Source organism: Paenibacillus pseudetheri (assembly GCF_924513355.1).
In the GTDB taxonomy this organism is placed as follows: domain Bacteria; phylum Bacillota; class Bacilli; order Paenibacillales; family Paenibacillaceae; genus Paenibacillus_AQ; species Paenibacillus_AQ pseudetheri.
On record NZ_CAKMAB010000023.1, the window covers coordinates 39,646 to 55,960 of the forward strand.

Annotated in this window: 9 protein-coding genes and 1 tRNA gene; 7 read left to right on the forward strand and 3 right to left on the reverse strand. The window is 44.9% G+C overall.

All coding sequences use genetic code 11. The features are described 5' to 3' along the window. Window positions 1–3: 3 nt before the first annotated feature. Together L1028_RS19375 and L1028_RS19380 are read left to right on the forward strand one after the other, a co-directional pair. Complete coding sequence (locus L1028_RS19375; RefSeq protein WP_234537928.1) at window positions 4–4,866, forward strand: S-layer homology domain-containing protein; 4,863 nt, start codon at window positions 4–6, stop codon at window positions 4,864–4,866. A gap of 237 nt (window positions 4,867–5,103) precedes the next feature. After that, a complete protein-coding gene (locus L1028_RS19380; protein WP_234537931.1) occupies window positions 5,104–5,940 on the forward strand; it encodes an aldo/keto reductase in 837 nt (278 codons plus the stop codon). Window positions 5,941–6,005: 65 nt separating this feature from the next. Here the strand turns inward: L1028_RS19380 and asnB are convergent, their stop codons facing one another. After that, a complete protein-coding gene (gene asnB, locus L1028_RS19385) occupies window positions 6,006–7,850 on the reverse strand; it encodes an asparagine synthase (glutamine-hydrolyzing) (RefSeq protein ID WP_234537935.1) in 1,845 nt (614 codons plus the stop codon). Between the two features lie 145 nt (window positions 7,851–7,995). On the opposite strand from asnB, the gene L1028_RS19390 reads away from it, so the two are divergent. Next, entirely contained in the window at window positions 7,996–8,352 is a 357-nt protein-coding gene (locus L1028_RS19390; protein WP_234537953.1) for a hypothetical protein, read from the forward strand. Between the two features lie 100 nt (window positions 8,353–8,452). On the opposite strand, the gene L1028_RS19395 is transcribed toward L1028_RS19390, so the two are convergent. Then, window positions 8,453–9,979 carry a hypothetical protein gene (locus tag L1028_RS19395; protein WP_234537956.1) on the reverse strand — a complete coding sequence of 509 codons (1,527 nt, stop codon included), beginning with the start codon at window positions 9,977–9,979 and terminating at the stop codon, window positions 8,453–8,455. A 284-nt stretch (window positions 9,980–10,263) separates the two neighbouring features. On the opposite strand from L1028_RS19395, the gene L1028_RS19400 reads away from it, so the two are divergent. Next, window positions 10,264–10,337, forward strand: a tRNA-Arg gene (locus L1028_RS19400). 540 nt (window positions 10,338–10,877) lie between these two features. Here the strand turns inward: L1028_RS19400 and L1028_RS19405 are convergent. Further along, a complete protein-coding gene (locus L1028_RS19405; RefSeq protein ID WP_234537959.1) occupies window positions 10,878–11,786 on the reverse strand; it encodes a serine hydrolase domain-containing protein in 909 nt (302 codons plus the stop codon). Between the two features lie 402 nt (window positions 11,787–12,188). On the opposite strand from L1028_RS19405, the gene L1028_RS19410 reads away from it, so the two are divergent. The 3 genes from L1028_RS19410 to L1028_RS19420 all read left to right on the forward strand — a co-directional run bounded on the left by L1028_RS19410 (window position 12,189) and on the right by L1028_RS19420 (window position 16,309). Beyond that, complete coding sequence (locus tag L1028_RS19410) at window positions 12,189–13,208, forward strand: LacI family DNA-binding transcriptional regulator (RefSeq protein WP_042191311.1); 1,020 nt, start codon at window positions 12,189–12,191, stop codon at window positions 13,206–13,208. 117 nt (window positions 13,209–13,325) lie between these two features. Further along, window positions 13,326–14,075, forward strand: a complete 750-nt coding sequence (locus L1028_RS19415; protein WP_234537961.1) for an alpha/beta hydrolase — start codon at window positions 13,326–13,328, stop codon at window positions 14,073–14,075. 44 nt (window positions 14,076–14,119) lie between these two features. Continuing rightward, entirely contained in the window at window positions 14,120–16,309 is a 2,190-nt protein-coding gene (locus L1028_RS19420; protein WP_234537964.1) for a glycoside hydrolase family 3 N-terminal domain-containing protein, read from the forward strand. Window positions 16,310–16,315 lie beyond the last annotated feature (6 nt).

The following is a 16,315-nucleotide window of genomic DNA, read 5'->3' on the forward strand; positions in this document are numbered from 1 at the left end:
AAAATGAAAAGGTCGCTCAAAAGTATCGTTTCAAAAATTGTACTCATGTGTTTGTTCGTCACCTCTATCGGCCCTGTGTACTCTATTCAGGCAGCATCCGCCCCCAAGATTAATGAAGGCTTGGTCAATGGCGAATTCCCCCTGAATTTGACACAAACAGGGGATATCGACTGGCTGCATTTTAAAGCGGATAACCTGAATCAACTTCAACGCATTCAGAAGGCAGGCCCAAACTCGGTTACCTTCAGCGTATATGGGGATACCGCAACCGAGGGCAAATTGAACAGAGGCAGTGATGCCGATTATATGTCCTATACCTGGAGCAATGGTATGCCAGGATTTGAATATGGTTTAAATGACACGGGGACAGGTCTATTTTATCCAAAGTCCAGCCGAGACAAAGGGAACTATAACAATGTTGGCTGGGATATTGAAGTAGCCGCACAGCCGCAGGATTCCACACTCGTATTTGGGGTTGGGTTGTGGCAAGCGGATGTAGATCTCAACATCTATACTGACGATGTACTTTCTGTAACCCGAAGCGTCTACGGCGATTCTGTTTCCAAGAACTATAAATATCAAGTCAACGTGCCTGCTAATGCGAAGCTGAAAATTGAAGGGCGTTTGGCAAAGGTTGTAGCGAAGAACGGAAATATGTCATTTTCCGGATTGGCTTTAAGCAGTAAGGCACTTGCGGATAAATTGGCGCTGCAAAATGAATACAACAGAGTTAGCAATATGACGCAAGGTCTTTATACAAATGAGACGTGGCAAGTCCTTGTGAATACGCTGGCTGCTGCCAAGCTTGTTCTTGATAGAACAGAGGCAACCCAGCCGGAAGTTGATAGCGCTATCAATGCATTGGTAGCCGCGCAGGTTGGACTGGTGAAGAGAGAATCAAACATTGTAATCGATTTTACGGATAAAGCGTTCAAGGAGTATACTTTCGGAGCTAAAACCGATCAACAGGACCGATATCAAACCTTTACAGTTAAGGAAGCTGTTGATATGAAGTATGTGCAGGTGAATGTCAAAAGATATAAAGAGCCTGTGAGCGACTTGATTATCAAATTATATGCAGTAAACAGTGAAGGGCTGCCGACTGGAGATGCGCTGGTCCAAACGACAGTGGACAAAAACCGGATTGTAGACGGAGGACTCACTACTGCGGAGTTGAGCTACAGTCTCCTTGGTGATACGCGGTATGCGCTCGTTCTGACTCAGCAAGAGCGGGGATCTGGAGAATACCGCTGGGTCATCATGTCCAAAAACTTTGAATCTCAAAAGGAGTCCTTTGGTAAATCGACGTCAGGTGTCTTTAAATCTGAAGCGAGTCTGGGCACGGGCATCATGAGAATTGTGAAAGAAGGCAACGTGGATCGAGCCCCACTGCAAGCTCTGATTGAAGAGCTTAAGCAATATAACAGACAGCTTTACACGCTCCAGAGCTGGTCTTCCTTGGAGATAGCTTTGAGCAGCGCTCATGAGCGCTTGAACGATGTGGATGTTAAACAGGAAGAGCTTGATACGGCATTAAATCAGGTGCAAACAGCCTTTAATAACCTGGTGTTGAGTACGAATCTGGATGTAATGGCCAAGCAGATGGAGACCGTCAGCCAAGCGGCCCTGATTGGCTACACCAGCCAGTCGGCAGAAGGTTTACAACAAGCGATCCAGGAGGCAAAATCCTTGAATCCCGGCGCATCCGAGCAAGAACGGATTAAGGTATATTCAAAAGTGCTAAATGCCTTGGACGGATTGCAACTGGAAGTAAAATATCAGTATGAATTGAACCCTAAAATGACGGCTGGTTTTGGTTTTGAGGGTGACAAGAACGCCACTCTAGCTTTCCTTGACGGATCCTATCAGATTGGCGGAACCCGTCCTATGCAGAATGGGTTTGTGGCAACGAAACAAATCGTTACGTTCGGCGCGACAAATACGTCGGGTATCAAATGGTATAATGCCGAAGGCTATCTGCCGGTTTTCATAAATGAGTTTACCAAAGATAATATGGACTATAAAATTGAATCGTTTGGGAACAAGAAGACAGTAGAAAGTAAGGACTACGTTATTAACTATTCCAGAATGACGGTTATCAATCATTCGGATGTGACGCGCCTGCTGCCGGTTGTATCTGCCAATTTGGTTCCGATGAATCAGGCCGCAAACGAAGTTTATACGATCAAACCTGGGGAAACTGTTATCAGAGAGTTTGCCATTGAAGGGGATAAGTATGAATATTTCGATGCGGGGAAAACGAGCTTTACATCCTTAACGAGAGAGCAAGTGTCGAAACTAGGTACGTTTGATAGCAACTACAGTGAGATGAAATCCTACTGGAATAACAGGCTGTCTACAATAGTTGATATCGATCTGCCGAATAAAGAACTGGTCAATGCTTTTAAAGCGGGCTATATTTACGACATGATCATTAAAGACGGCAATTATCTGCACGTGGGTGAGAATGGTTATGCCAGACTTTACTCTCACGATACCATCGGGATTGTTGTTCAATTGATTCAGAGCGGCGACTTTGCACACGCAAAAGAGTACCTGAAGAGTATACCTCTTACCGGAGGAATCAACATCGAGACCGGTCAAGTGGACCCGAACCTATTCTGGGATGCCAACTGGAAGCTTCCGTGGACGTATGCTGTATATTTGAGCAAAACCGGCGATACATCCTTATTTGATGAAAAGATGAAAGCGGATGACGGATCAGAGGGTACCGTTTTCGATAAGCGGGTAAAATTCGGAGCAAGAAGCATTGAAAGCGACCGTGCTGGAGATGGCCGAATTATGAAAGAAACGAAAGCCATAGATTCATTGGGCTATTGGACGATTGACAATTATTCGGCACTGACAGGGTTAGCGTCTTATGAATATATTGCGCGTGAGCTGTATAAGGTGAAAGGAGAGGCAAGTTATCTAGCAGAAGCGGAGTGGGCTAACGCTCAATACGAGGATCTGCTCGCTGCTTTCACGGCCAAATTGCAAAAAACAATTACCGACAAAGCACTAAACTATATTCCTGCATCTGTTGTGCAAAGTAATGACGAGAACCGGATGAAGGACTCCCGTGATGCCAACTGGGCTTCCATGTTCCTGTTCGGAAGATGGCTGTGGGATGGATATTTGTATGGTGCGAACCAGCCAGAGGACAATATCAACCTGACGATGCTAGATGACACATATACCTATGGTATGGAGAGACGTGTGAATGAAGGGACAACCGATTCTATATATAACTTTGGCGGTTATCCTCACGGCTTCTACTCCAGCGCCTATAATGCCGGTTACGGAAGCTCCGCGCTTCGCGGCGAGAAATACAGAGACATGGGAATTAAAGCATACGAGTTCATGATTGAAAATTCAATGAGTGGGCCATTCAGTTGGTGGGAAGGTGTTGCATACCCTGCTGCTGAATCCAGCCCTTGGACGGCAGTCAATGATGAACTTGGTGTTCGTAATACGCCTGGCGGGGGCGGATCGGCCCAGCACATGTGGGGGCAAGCAGTTAACTCGAAAGTATTGGTAGACTCGTTGATCACTGAGCGCATCTATGATCAGAACACAAAATACGAAATTATTGTGGGCCGTGGTATTCCTAAAGAGTGGGTTACGGATGCTGATAAGAATAACAATGTAGTAGCGGATGTTCAGAACTATCCTGCATTCCAAGGCGGAAGAGTAGGATACAATGTAGTTAGAAAAGCAAACCAGCTTGTGTTTACATTTACGACCCGTCTGGAGCAAGCCAAGGCTGATACTAGCAACGCACAAATCAGTGTTCAATTGCCTAGTATGGTTAATAACATTCTGGAGTCTTCTAAGGGTGTTGTTGATAACGCTAAAGGTATCGTTACCGTTCCGCTCAGTACAAAAACATTAGCAATCACTTTGAGAGATCTACCTAAGCCTACCGATGTTGAGCTTGATAGGGAGGATCTTGCTATTGGATTTGCTGCCGGCGACTCTAGTGAATCGGTAACTCAAGACGTAGTGTTGAGAGCGGAAGGAAAGCGCGGTAGCTTAATCACTTGGTCCTCAAGCGAGACGAATATAATTTCGAATACCGGTAAGGTGAAACGTCCAACCGTTTCTACTCAAGTGAAGTTGACAGCAACTTTGGAAAAAGACGGCGTTCAGGTTCAGAAGACGTTTGTCTTAACAGTTGCCAAGGCAGATGAAGATACGAGTAATAACGGAAACAACGGAAATAACGGAAATAACGGTAACAATGGTAACAATAACAACAACGGTAACAACGGTAATAACGGTAATAACGGTAACAATAACAACAACGGTAATAACGGAAATTCGGTTAACCCGCCGAAGTTTACGGACATCTCCAATCACTGGGCACTCGATTCTATTGTAGCCGCAGTAGAACGTGGAATTATCAAGGGTTATGAGGACGGAACATTCCGTCCGAATGCTGTGGTGAAACGTAGTGAGCTGATGGTTATGCTTGGCCGTGCGTTGAAACTCTCGGATACGGACACTACATCTCTTCCGTTTGAAGATGCATCAAGCATTCCGTCATGGGCGAAACCTTACATCTCCAGTGCAGTCAAATCTGGACTTATTAAGGGATACGAGGATAATTCTTTCCGTCCTGACGGTAAGGTGACCCGGATCGAATTTGTAGCGATGGTTGCACGTGCGCTCGATTTGAAAAGCGGTACGAAGGCAACCTTGCCTTTTGCTGATGCTGATCAAATTCCTGCCTGGGGAAAAGATTATGCAGCAGCGGCATATGAGGCAGGTCTGATCCAAGGCAAAGGAAATGACCGATTTGCTCCGAATGATCCGGTAACGAGAGCCGAAGCGATTACCTTGCTTTTGAGAATGTCTAAATAAGAACAGATGGTAATGATTTGGGATGAGATTATTAAAACAGAGGTTTTGCGCATAATACGCAAGACCTCTGTTTTTTTATGCCTATATACAGAGGAGGGAGAAGCCGGATTATATGGAGTACCCATTTTGGTATGCCGGGACATTCTGCTATACTTTCTGTGTCAGCGCTTGCTTCTGAAGCGTGAAATTAGGTTAAGTAAAATTAATGAAATAACAATAAACTTGGAGGGCTAAGCGATGAGTGAATTGAATGCACCGTTCTCAGGTGGACCCACTTTAAATGACGGAGTGAGCATACCCTGGCTGGGCCTCGGTGTGTGGCAGTCTAAGGACGGTGAAGAGGTTATTCATGCGGTCAAAACTGCAGTGGAAGTTGGGTATCGCAGTATTGATACGGCAGCTGCTTACAATAACGAAGAAGGTGTTGGACAAGCTATTCGTGAGTGTGGAGTGGCCCGTGATGAGCTGTTTATTACAACTAAAGTATGGAATCCAGACCAAGGCTACGAATCGACACTAAAAGCGTTCGAGGTTAGCCGGCGTAAGCTGGGTCTGGATTACATTGATTTGTATCTCATTCACTGGCCGGTGGTAGGAAAGTACCGGGAGACATGGAAAGCTCTGATTCATCTGCAAGAAGAGGGCCTTATCAAATCTATCGGCGTGAGCAATTTTCAGATTCATCATCTGAAGGAAATCATCGAGGACACTGGCGTGGTTCCAGTAGTGAACCAGGTAGAATTCCATCCGCTATTGACTCAGCGCGAGTTGCTGAAGTATGCGAATGAGCAAGGGATCCAGCTTGAAGCTTGGAGTCCGCTAATGCAAGGGAATCTAGATCTCCCCCTCCTTAAAGAGCTGGCTGGAAAGTATGATAAGACCCCTGCTCAAATTGTACTTCGCTGGGATTTGCAGCAAGGCGTCATTACGATTCCGAAATCAGTACATGCGGATCGAATCAGGGAGAATGCGGGATTCTTTGACTTCACGTTAAGTGATGAGGATGTTAAAGCCATCGAAGATTTGAACAGAGACCATCGTTTCGGTCCGGATCCGGACAATTTTAATTTCTAAAAAGTTGCGATTAAAAGCCAAACAGCAAGCCTCCGGATAAGGGGACTTGCTGTTTGGCTTGTCGCTTATTGGATGGAGACGTTATATTTACGCAGCCAGAGATCTACTTGAGTGAGATAAGCAAACAGCTGAGGACCGGACATAAGCTGACCGAACCAAGGTAGATTGGTAGAGGATTCTGGGGAAGCGGCGATCTCACGGATTTTGGCAGCATCAATTAAAGGGAGTATAGGCGAAGTAGAGTCATCTAGAATGTTCAATACTTGGGTTCGTACTGCGTTTAAATAGGCTGGATTATGGGTTTTCGGGTATGGACTTTTTTTACGATATAGTACGTCGTCGGGAAGAATGCCTTCAAGTGCCTTGCGTAAAATCCCTTTTTCACGACCGTTTAAGTTCTTGATTTCCCAAGGGATATTAAAGACATATTGAACGAGGCGATGATCACAATAAGGAACACGTACCTCTAGTCCGGCTCCCATACTCATTCTGTCCTTACGATCGAGCAGAGTAGGCATGAAGCGGGTGATGTTTAGATAGGACATTACACGCATCTGTGCTTGTTTACCTGTCTCTCCATCCAATTTTGGGACTTCTGCTACTGCATCGCTGTATCTGTCACCCAAATATTCCAGTGGCCGAATCCATTGATTAACTTCAGGGGATAATAGACTTGCACGCATTTTAGGAGCAACTGACCAAGGAAAAGTACCCGAGGAGAGCATTTCCTCCCGATGAAACCAAGGATACCCGCCAAAAATCTCATCAGCAGCTTCGCCGGAAATGGCTACAGTAGCTTTCTTTTTAATCTCACGGCAAAATAAATACAAAGAAGAGTCCACATCGGTCATCCCAGGTAAATCGCGTGTGTACAGTGCATTATCAAGTGCTTCTACAAGCTCTGGCGTATCAAAAGAGATATAGTGATGGTTCGTATTTAATTCATCGACCATTCGTTTAATCCATGGTCCATCTGCTCCGGGCTGAAAAGTATGGCTCTTGAAGTGCTTGTCATTATCGACATAATCGACGGAATACGTATCCATTCGTCCCTGGCCGTTTCGGTTGTAGTAATCCACTGCAAGTGCTGTCAGCGCACTGGAATCTAGTCCTCCCGACAAGAGCGAGCAGACAGGAACATCCGAGACCAGTTGACGTTCGAGCGTATCCTGTAGCAGTTCACGCACCTTAGCGGCTGTCTCTGTTTCATTATCAGTGTGTTTTGCGCTTTCCAGCTTCCAATAAGCGTAACTACGTAAACCTTCACGACTATAGATCATGGCATGCCCCGGACGAAGCTCCTGCATTTCTTTATACACACCGTGTCCAGGTGTACGGGCTGGACCGATAATAAAGATTTCCGCCAGCCCTTCGGGCCCGACTATCGGCTGTACCTTGGGGTGCTGCAGCAGCGCTTTAGGCTCTGAACCGAAAACTAAGACGTCATCCACTTTACTATAGAACAGAGGCTTCACACCTAAGCGGTCACGTGCAAAAAAGACCTGATCCCGAAGACCGTCCCACACTGCAAAGGCAAAGATCCCATTGAGCTTCTCTGCACAATCCGGTCCCCATTCGATATAGGCATGCAGCAGAACCTCGGTATCACATTGGGTACGGAATGGATGACCCCGCTGCTTAAGTTCTTGTTTGAGCTCGGGTGCGTTATATAATTCGCCGTTGTACACAATCGCGTATACCTGTTCCTCATGGCGGGTGATCATAGGCTGTGCGCCGTTCTCTGGATCGATAACGCTAAGTCTGCGGTGACCGAAAGCGCAGGGGCCTGAAATCCAAGTTCCAGCTGCATCGGGTCCGCGGTTTGCTAAAGTTTCAGTCATTTTGACCAGCAACTGCGAGTGCTGTGTGAGATCTCCGCGCCACTGGATAAATCCGGTTATTCCGCACATGATGGTTCATCCTCTCTTTTTGTGCGATTGTTGTCCTTACTTTTTTGCCAAGTAATACAGATATATGCCGAAGGAAGGCATAAAATGTATGTCCTTATCCTAACACTAGGGGAGAGAGGAATTTGCCAGGAGGGAAGGATGACAGGTGTATTATATTAAAGATGCCAAAATTCGCAGAATGATGGAGTATGACGGTGCGCCTTGTGCAGAAGTAGGTGTATTGCCAGGTGCTATTAATGATCCTGCGCTTTTGGTCTATATCGTGGAAGATCAGCGCGAAGAAGGCTATGAGATCGTCCGTATCCTCACCAACGACGCTGATACTTCTACCGATTGGTTTGATAACAATATGCATGATGCTTTTAAAGATGTGACTTCGAGCGCGTTCACAGGTAGCTTGATTATGACACCTGATGATGAGCGTTCTAAGTTTCAGCGGGAATTAATGACTTATGGTGATTTGAAAAAGCAGCTGGGGGAGCGTTTTCGGAGGCTGGAGTAGCGTTGTAACAAGTTTACTGGACACATAAGTTCAACAGAAAGAGCAGCAGCCTTTCGTCCAGGGCTGCTACTCTTTCTATTATTGAGATCCCTATAACTTACTATTCATAGTCTTTTTCCTTAACCGTAGCTTTTATTCCTAATTGATCCGTAAGGGTCTTTAAAGGAACATAGGCTCGTCCTTGGAACATGGTACTTTTGCTTTTAGCGATCATGATAGTTTGATCACCGTATTGAATCTGCCAACCATCTTTTGTCACACTAACCGCAGCATTAATAGCTATTGCAAAATCATTAAGTGGAACCAGTAACGCCCCGTCTCCTTTATACAAGCGGAAGGGACCTTGACCTGAATAGACAACGTTCTTACCATTAACAATAATTTGTGCAGGTGCTTCGGGTGTTAAAAGATCCGAGTAGTTGCCTGAATAGACTCTTCCAATACCCCAATAGTCTTCCTTCCCCTTCTTAGTTATTATTCCGGTCGGCACATGCAAATACCCGGAGAATGAATCAATATTGAAATTAATGCGGACCAAATCATCGTTTACCCAATGGTAACCATGTAATCTTTTTCCACTTTCATGTGCGGGAAGTGTATATAACACTTTAGCTGTTTTCACATCAACAATAGTTGCTTCATACGCCGCTTTGGGATCTCTAAATGAATACGAAATAATCAAATGTGTGTTGTTTGGTGAAAAAGTGGACCCAGCCAAAACCTTAGTATTACCCGGACTTAGAGGCGTGAATTTCCCGTTTAAGGTATAACCTACGAACGAATCTTTCCTTTTTGAATCATATTTTTCAGCGTACCGGATTTCGCCGATTTTCTTTCCCCATCGTTCAGATCCAAGGTGTGGATTAGGGAATACCTCTGTTTTATGGCCGTCAGGATAAAGTTGAAAGTACTTAGGCATAGATTGCTTTCCATTAATCGTGTTATTTTCTTCGAGTAGTATGGTGTTATCTTCTAATGCCCGGTCATAATTCCCGATAAGTGGATCTCCATCCCGAGGATTGTCATTTACAACTGCAATCTGTTTATTTGTCTCAAACGAATAGACATACACCTTTTTTAACCTATAATCTCCAGGCCTAGAAGGCTCTGGCTCTTCTGTGCTTACAGAATACCCCTTGAAATTGCGATATAAATTAATTCTTGAATTATAAGACATGCTATCAATTTGTCGAAGCACCTTTAATTTCTTTGTGCTCAGATCAAACTGAAGAAGACGAGAATGTTCAGGTCCAGTCTCTTTTCCTGTTTGAGTGTTATACATTCCATAACATTCAACTTGATAGGCTGTGTAACCCGTGGACAATTGGAACATCATACTATATGGCTTCCACCCACAGCCTATTGCCAGGGTGTTCGGTTTGGATGTATCTTTCTCTTCAATGTAACTGGCATTTTCCGGAATTTTGATCATGGCTTCTGGAAAAGAGTACTCTTGAATCGTAGACGTTCCATCGGAGTAATCATCTGAAGTTACTCGCACAATGGGAATAAGTGCGGATTTGTCATCGGATAATTTGTGATCGAATACAACACTATCACGTATCCTTGGTGCACCTTCAGCTTTAGCGATCGTTGTGTTAGTAAAGATAAATACCAAGACAATCAATGTGAAAATAATAAGTTGTAGTTTTTTCTTGATGATAGAACCCTCCTTTATTTTGTAACAAATAATATAAGCTACCTATCTATCGGTAAATTTCCATTAATATCTTTGTCTTTGTCATAATCTAATAACTCTTTGGAACCTATGTATTGAATCGTTAATTAATAATTAAATGCGTAAGCGAACTATAGCTTTGCTATGATGAGTTGAAATCCTGTACTTGATAAATTTGCTGAATGCGGTATAATAGAGATCGTTGCGTCAATGCACAGCATCATTTCTTATATGTCCCGGTAGCTCAGCTGGATAGAGCATGCGCCTTCTAAGCGCACGGTCAGGGGTTCGAATCCCTTCCGGGACGTCAAGTAACAGCCTTCCTTCGGGGAGGCTGTTTTTGCGTGCAGGGGAAGAGAAGCCCAGGTGGTTCGTCGGAGCAAAAGCATCGATAGGATCAGCTTCGCAGTCAGCCCGAAAGGGCTGCATCCCCATCCCACCCGGGACAAGTAACAGCCTTCCTTCGGGAGGCTGTTTTTGCGTGCAGAGCTTCCAGCACCAAAGAAAACTGAAGCTCTAATAGATATGTAGGGAATATCTCCCTATAATGCAGAGTTTTCTGCTCAATAGAATAATAATTTGGGGATTTCTCCCTGTAATTTTACTAATTCGTTGGCGAATATAGATATTCCCCGATTTTTAGGGAGGATTTCCCTCTTTTCATTCATTTCAAGCAATTGTCGGCTAAATACAGGGAGATTTCCCCTGATTACTCTCAAAAAAAGCCCAACCCAATATTCTGGTTGGCCAAATTATACGAAAAAAAGCTGCCGAGAAAGTAGCCTCCACTACTTTCTCGGCAGCTTGAGCCTTCCCGTGAGAAGGCTATCTTGCCTATGCCCCACCGCTAAAGAAGCGGCCAGATCTCTTCCCAGACAGTGTCTAGAATAGCTTGCATATTATCTTCCATACTGTTAATAGCGATTACCACTTGTTCATCCGGTGCAACAACGCAGAATTGACCGTGAGCGCCATCGGCACGATAAGCATCGTTCGTGCACAGCCAGAATTGACAGCCGTACCCTTGGCCGCAATCCCCAGCTCCGTTATTTTCGATCTGCTTTTGTGTAACAAAATCAATCCAAGCTGCAGGAATAAGCTGCTGTCCCTGCCACACTCCTTTTTGCAAAAGAAGCTGTCCAAATCGGCTTAGTTCTTCCGTATTGATCTGAAGTCCGGCACAACCGAGGGTGATCCCTTGAGGGGCCGTTTCCCAATCGACGTTTTCTATGCCTAGTGGGGCAAAGAGACGGGGAACGAGGTAATCCTTTACGGTTTGTCCGACACGGGCCTGAACCATTGCAGAGATCATAATGGTATCCCCGCTGCTGTAGGTAAACTGTTCCCCAGGAGGTCTGTCTAAAGGTAGCGATAGATAATGTTGTATCCAATTTACATCCTTCAAGGCCAATCTTTCTTCAACCCAAAACGGTGGGGAATCATGACCTGTACTCATACGTAGTAAATCTAACAAGGTCAACTCCCCAGGTTGCATGGAAGGAAGGACCTCTTTATGAGTAAATGCATAATTTGGAAACACATCTTTAAGTGTTGTATTTAGTGTTAGTTTTCCTTCTTCGATGGCTAGACCCACCGCCATGCATGTAAAAGATTTGCTGACTGAATGCTGCAAGCGCCGGATATCCTCTGCGAGATCCACTTTCCCCACTAGCGTTCCATTTTGAAGCACACGAACATTGAACACATTCAATCCACGTTCGTGGATCTTGGCTTCGAAGCGAGTCATGTTTAACATAAAATGTAGCCCTCTCTCTCTTAGATTCCAAGCTGGGATTAAGAAGTTTGGTAGACGAAATGATTGAAAATGAAGTGGAAACGTTTCCTCTGACTAGATATTAAATAGCTAAATTGATGGTATTCTATTCTTATTTTAAAGTCAATGAAAGCAAAAAAACTACTATTTTACGCCAAATCAATTGAAATTTAAAATGAATTTGAGATGCGAATCATTTTTAGTCAAAAATCATAGGTTGACTTCTAAAAAATATCTGTCCATAATGAACGTATTAAGCGATTTAGATACGAAAACAGTCAAAATGATCTCATGGGAAACGTTTCCCATCATTTCATGCGTTTCCACTAAGTTGATTTTATCAGGTGAACGGGAGCTCATTATAGGGGTGAAACAGGGGGAATTATGAATATCAAGGATATTGCAAGGCTATCAGGCGTTGGTATCGCCACGGTCTCCAGGGTAATTAATAACTCCGGTGTCGTAAGTGATGCAACCAGAGCTAAAGTAATGGCTGTTGTAAGAGAACATAATTATATTCCAAATGGAAATGCGAGCAATCTTAAGAAAACGCGTTCTAATACGATAGCGCTTATGGTTAAGGGAATTGCAAACCCGTTTTTTGCAGACATGATCAAAGAAGTAGAGCGTCAAGTGAATTTGCGCGGCTGTCCACTTTTGATCCAGCATGTTGAAGACGGAGTGGATGAGATCAATGCTGCTCTTCAGCTTGTGAAGGAGAAGAATTTGTACGGGGTAATCTTTATGGGTGGTACATATGACCATTCCGAAGAGAAATTCAAACAATTGCCGATCCCATTCGTTTTGACTACCATCACAACTACGAAGGATGTTGATCCTGCCGTATTCTCCAGTGTGATCATTGATGATATGCAAGAGTCCTATAAAGCTGTGAGCTATCTGATCTCACTCGGGCACCGGAACATATGCTTTTTGGCCAGATTTCCTTTGGTTCAGCATACTACCGGAAACCGTCGTCTTATGGGTTATATCAAGGCGCTTGAGGATCATGGAATTGAGTATGATGCTTCCTTGGTAGAGGATTGTGAATACAGTCCAAGTTCTGGCTTTACGGCTACGAAAAGACTGCTCAATAAGAAAAAAGACATCACTGCTGTATTTGCCGCATCAGATACTATTGCTATCGGAGCTGCTAAAGCTCTATTGTCTTTGGGTCTATCAATTCCAAATGATATTTCGATCATCGGATTTGACGGTATAGAGATGGCAGAATACTATCACCCATCGCTGGATACGATTAGCCAACCTGGGGTGGATATGGCAAAAGCCAGTGTTGAAATTCTGTTTGACCTGATTTCGGGACAATCGGAGAACAAACATGTGGTATTCGAGTCTGTTTTGGTTAAGCGGGGATCTTGCAAGAAGATTAATAAACAAGCATAAACGCCTTCGGCGTCCTTATAAGGACGGTAAGCGTTTGAGCGAGAAATATAAGGATAATTTATTGCGTAAGCATATACTTTCTTATATTTTAAAAAAGGTTCCGTAAGGAGATGACATATGGCACTTCTAACCGTTGAGACTGGTTCTCCTACCTTAAGAATGACAACGTCCATCAGTATCATCTCCCCCGTCGATTCGGGCAACACCACCGGAGGAACGCTCTATCTGTTACATGGTGCTGGCGACAATGCTAGTACATGGTACAGGCTGACCACCATTGAGCAGTATGCTAACAAATGTGGCTGCACAGTCATAATGCCTCAGGTAGGAAGAAGCTATTATACAGATATGGAGTACGGACTGGATTACTTCCACTATGTTACGCAAGAGCTACCTGAGCTTTGTGGCCGAATGATGAGATTGGATGATGATCCGCAGAAGACGTATGTTGCCGGACTATCGATGGGCGGATATGGAGCACTAAAATGTGCACTTACCTATCCTGAGCGTTACAGCAAAGTAGTTTCCTTATCAGGCGTTACAGATATTCAGAAAAGATTGAAAGACCCGCAAATGTCTTCGGATATGGCGAGGGAGATGGCAGGCACTTTCGGAAAACGCTTACAAGTTAAGCCGGATCAAGACCTGTATGCTTTAGCGGCTAAATTGGTCGACGATAAACGTAAGCTGCCTTCAATTCTGACCTGCTGTGGTTCGGAAGATCCATTTGTAGAGATGAACCGCGAATTTGCTTCTCATATGCAAGCGAGTCCCTATACATTTCAATATGTTGAGACTCCGGGAACACATGAATGGAGATTCTTTGAGGAGCATCTGAAGACAGCTTTTGATTTCTTGTACAACTAAGAGCAATGAGCAATTGCAGAAAGAGATATTATGGAGGATTTGAGATGAAAGACCAGCAACTGACGTCCCTGTTGAACCAGATGACGCTTGAAGAGAAAATAGCACAATTGCAGCAGCTAGCTGCTAATTTCTATGAAGGAGCGGAAGAAGGAGGGCAAATCACTGGCCCTATGGCATCCATGGGGATTACGGATCACATGATTGAGAACAGTGGTTCGGTACTTGGACTTTCGGGCGCAGAGCAAGTCATTGCCGTCCAAGAAGCTCATTTACGTAAAAATAGATTGGGTATTCCACTGCTGATGATGGCGGACATCGTGCATGGCTTTAAGACAATTTTTCCGGTGCCGCTGGCGATTGGTTGCTCTTGGGATATGGAACGAGCGGAGCTAAGCGCTGAGATTGCTGCTAAAGAAGCGGCAGTATCTGGTGTACACGTTACTTTTGCACCTATGGCGGACCTTGTTCGGGACCCGCGTTGGGGAAGAGTGATGGAGTCTACCGGCGAAGATCCTTATTTGAATGGTAGGTTTGCCCGTGCATTTGTACGCGGATTTCAGGGAAATGAGTTGACGGGTGATGTAAGTCGTGTGGCGGCTTGCGTTAAGCACTTTGCAGCCTATGGTCTATCCGAAGGCGGACGGGATTATAATACGGTCGATTTATCAGAACGTCAGCTACGGGAATATTACCTGCCAGCCTATCGTGCAGCACTGGATGAAGGTGCAGAAATGGTTATGACTTCGTTCAACACGATTGATGGGATTCCGATAAGCGGAAACGTTAAGCTGCTTCGTCAGCTGTTGCGTGAGGAATGGGGCTTTGACGGCGTATTGATCTCGGATTGGGGCGCGGTGAAGGAACTGATCCCACATGGTGTCGCCGAGGATGAGGCTGAAGCAGCACTTAAAGCTATCAAAGCTAGCGTGGATATCGAGATGATGACAGAGTGTTATGTGCACCAATTGCCAGCCCTTGTAGCTGATGGACAAGTGGATGAAAGCATCATTGATGAAGCCGTACTTCGTATTTTGAAACTGAAGCAAAGACTGGGCTTGTTTGAGAATCCGTTACGTGGGGCAGATATAGAGAAAGAGCGCGAGGTAATTTTCTGTGATGCTCACCGGACAGCAGCGAGAGAATTAGCGGTTAAATCCTGCGTTCTACTGAAGAATGATCAGGTTCTGCCGCTTGCGACAGAGCAGCGGATTGCGCTAATCGGGCCGTTTGCCAATAACGGAGATATTCTTGGACCATGGTCCTGGTTGGGTTCAACAGAAGAAGCTAGCCGTCTTGCTCCAGCCCTCGAAGCTCGTGCAGCTGCAGGTAAGGTTACTGTTGCAGAAGGCTCCGGGATTGAAAGCTTAACAGAAGAGCAATGGCTGGAGGCGAAGGCGGTAGCGCTGGAAGCTGATGTGATTGTGCTAGCACTCGGAGAACATTCGGAGATGAGCGGAGAAGCTGGAAGTCGTTCAGATATCCGCCTGCCGGAAGCACAGCGTGAGCTTTTAGCGCGCATGAAGACACTTGGTAAGCCTATTGTGGTGGTGTTGTTTAACGGACGTCCACTGGATCTTAGTGGTGTGATCGAGAACGCGGATGCTATTCTGGAAGCCTGGTTCCCAGGAAGCGAGGGCGGCGCGGCGATTACCAGTCTACTGTATGGTGACGAGAATCCGTCCGGAAGATTAACGATGTCTTTCCCTGTATCTGTTGGGCAAATTCCGGTCTATTACAATCATTTCAACACTGGACGTCCTCTACATGCACCGGGTGCGGACAAACGTTATGTCTCACAATATCTGGACATTCCTAATGAGCCGTTCCTGCCATTTGGCTTTGGTCTTAGTTATACGACATTTAGCTACAGTGAACCGATCCTTTCTGGAGTAATAATGACGAAGGATCAGCCTATTAAGGTAACTGTTACGGTGACCAATACAGGCAATGTGCATGGAGAAGAGGTAGTGCAACTCTACATTCGAGACATTTCAGGAGAAGTCGTAAGACCGATGAAGGAACTGAAAGACTTCGTCAAGATCAGCCTCTCCCCGGGAGAAAGCAAGGAAGTGAGCTTTACGCTTACGGAAGAACAGCTTCGTTACTATCATAGCGATTTAAACTTTAGCAGTGATCCTGGACAATTCAAATTGTTTGTGGGTCCAAATAGCCAAGAGGTTAAAGAACGAGATTTTCGCTTAGCATTAGAATATGTAGAATATAAACGGCACTAGCTGTCG

Coding starts and splice junctions, on each gene's coding strand:
- L1028_RS19375 (WP_234537928.1), top strand. CDS start 4: ATGAAAAGGTCGCTCAAAAGTATCGTTTCAAAAATTGTACTCATGTGT.
- L1028_RS19420 (WP_234537964.1), top strand. CDS start 14,120: ATGAAAGACCAGCAACTGACGTCCCTGTTGAACCAGATGACGCTTGAA.
- L1028_RS19410 (WP_042191311.1), top strand. CDS start 12,189: ATGAATATCAAGGATATTGCAAGGCTATCAGGCGTTGGTATCGCCACG.
- L1028_RS19405 (WP_234537959.1), bottom strand. CDS start 11,786: ATGTTAAACATGACTCGCTTCGAAGCCAAGATCCACGAACGTGGATTG.
- L1028_RS19415 (WP_234537961.1), top strand. CDS start 13,326: ATGGCACTTCTAACCGTTGAGACTGGTTCTCCTACCTTAAGAATGACA.
- L1028_RS19380 (WP_234537931.1), top strand. CDS start 5,104: ATGAGTGAATTGAATGCACCGTTCTCAGGTGGACCCACTTTAAATGAC.
- asnB (WP_234537935.1), bottom strand. CDS start 7,850: ATGTGCGGAATAACCGGATTTATCCAGTGGCGCGGAGATCTCACACAG.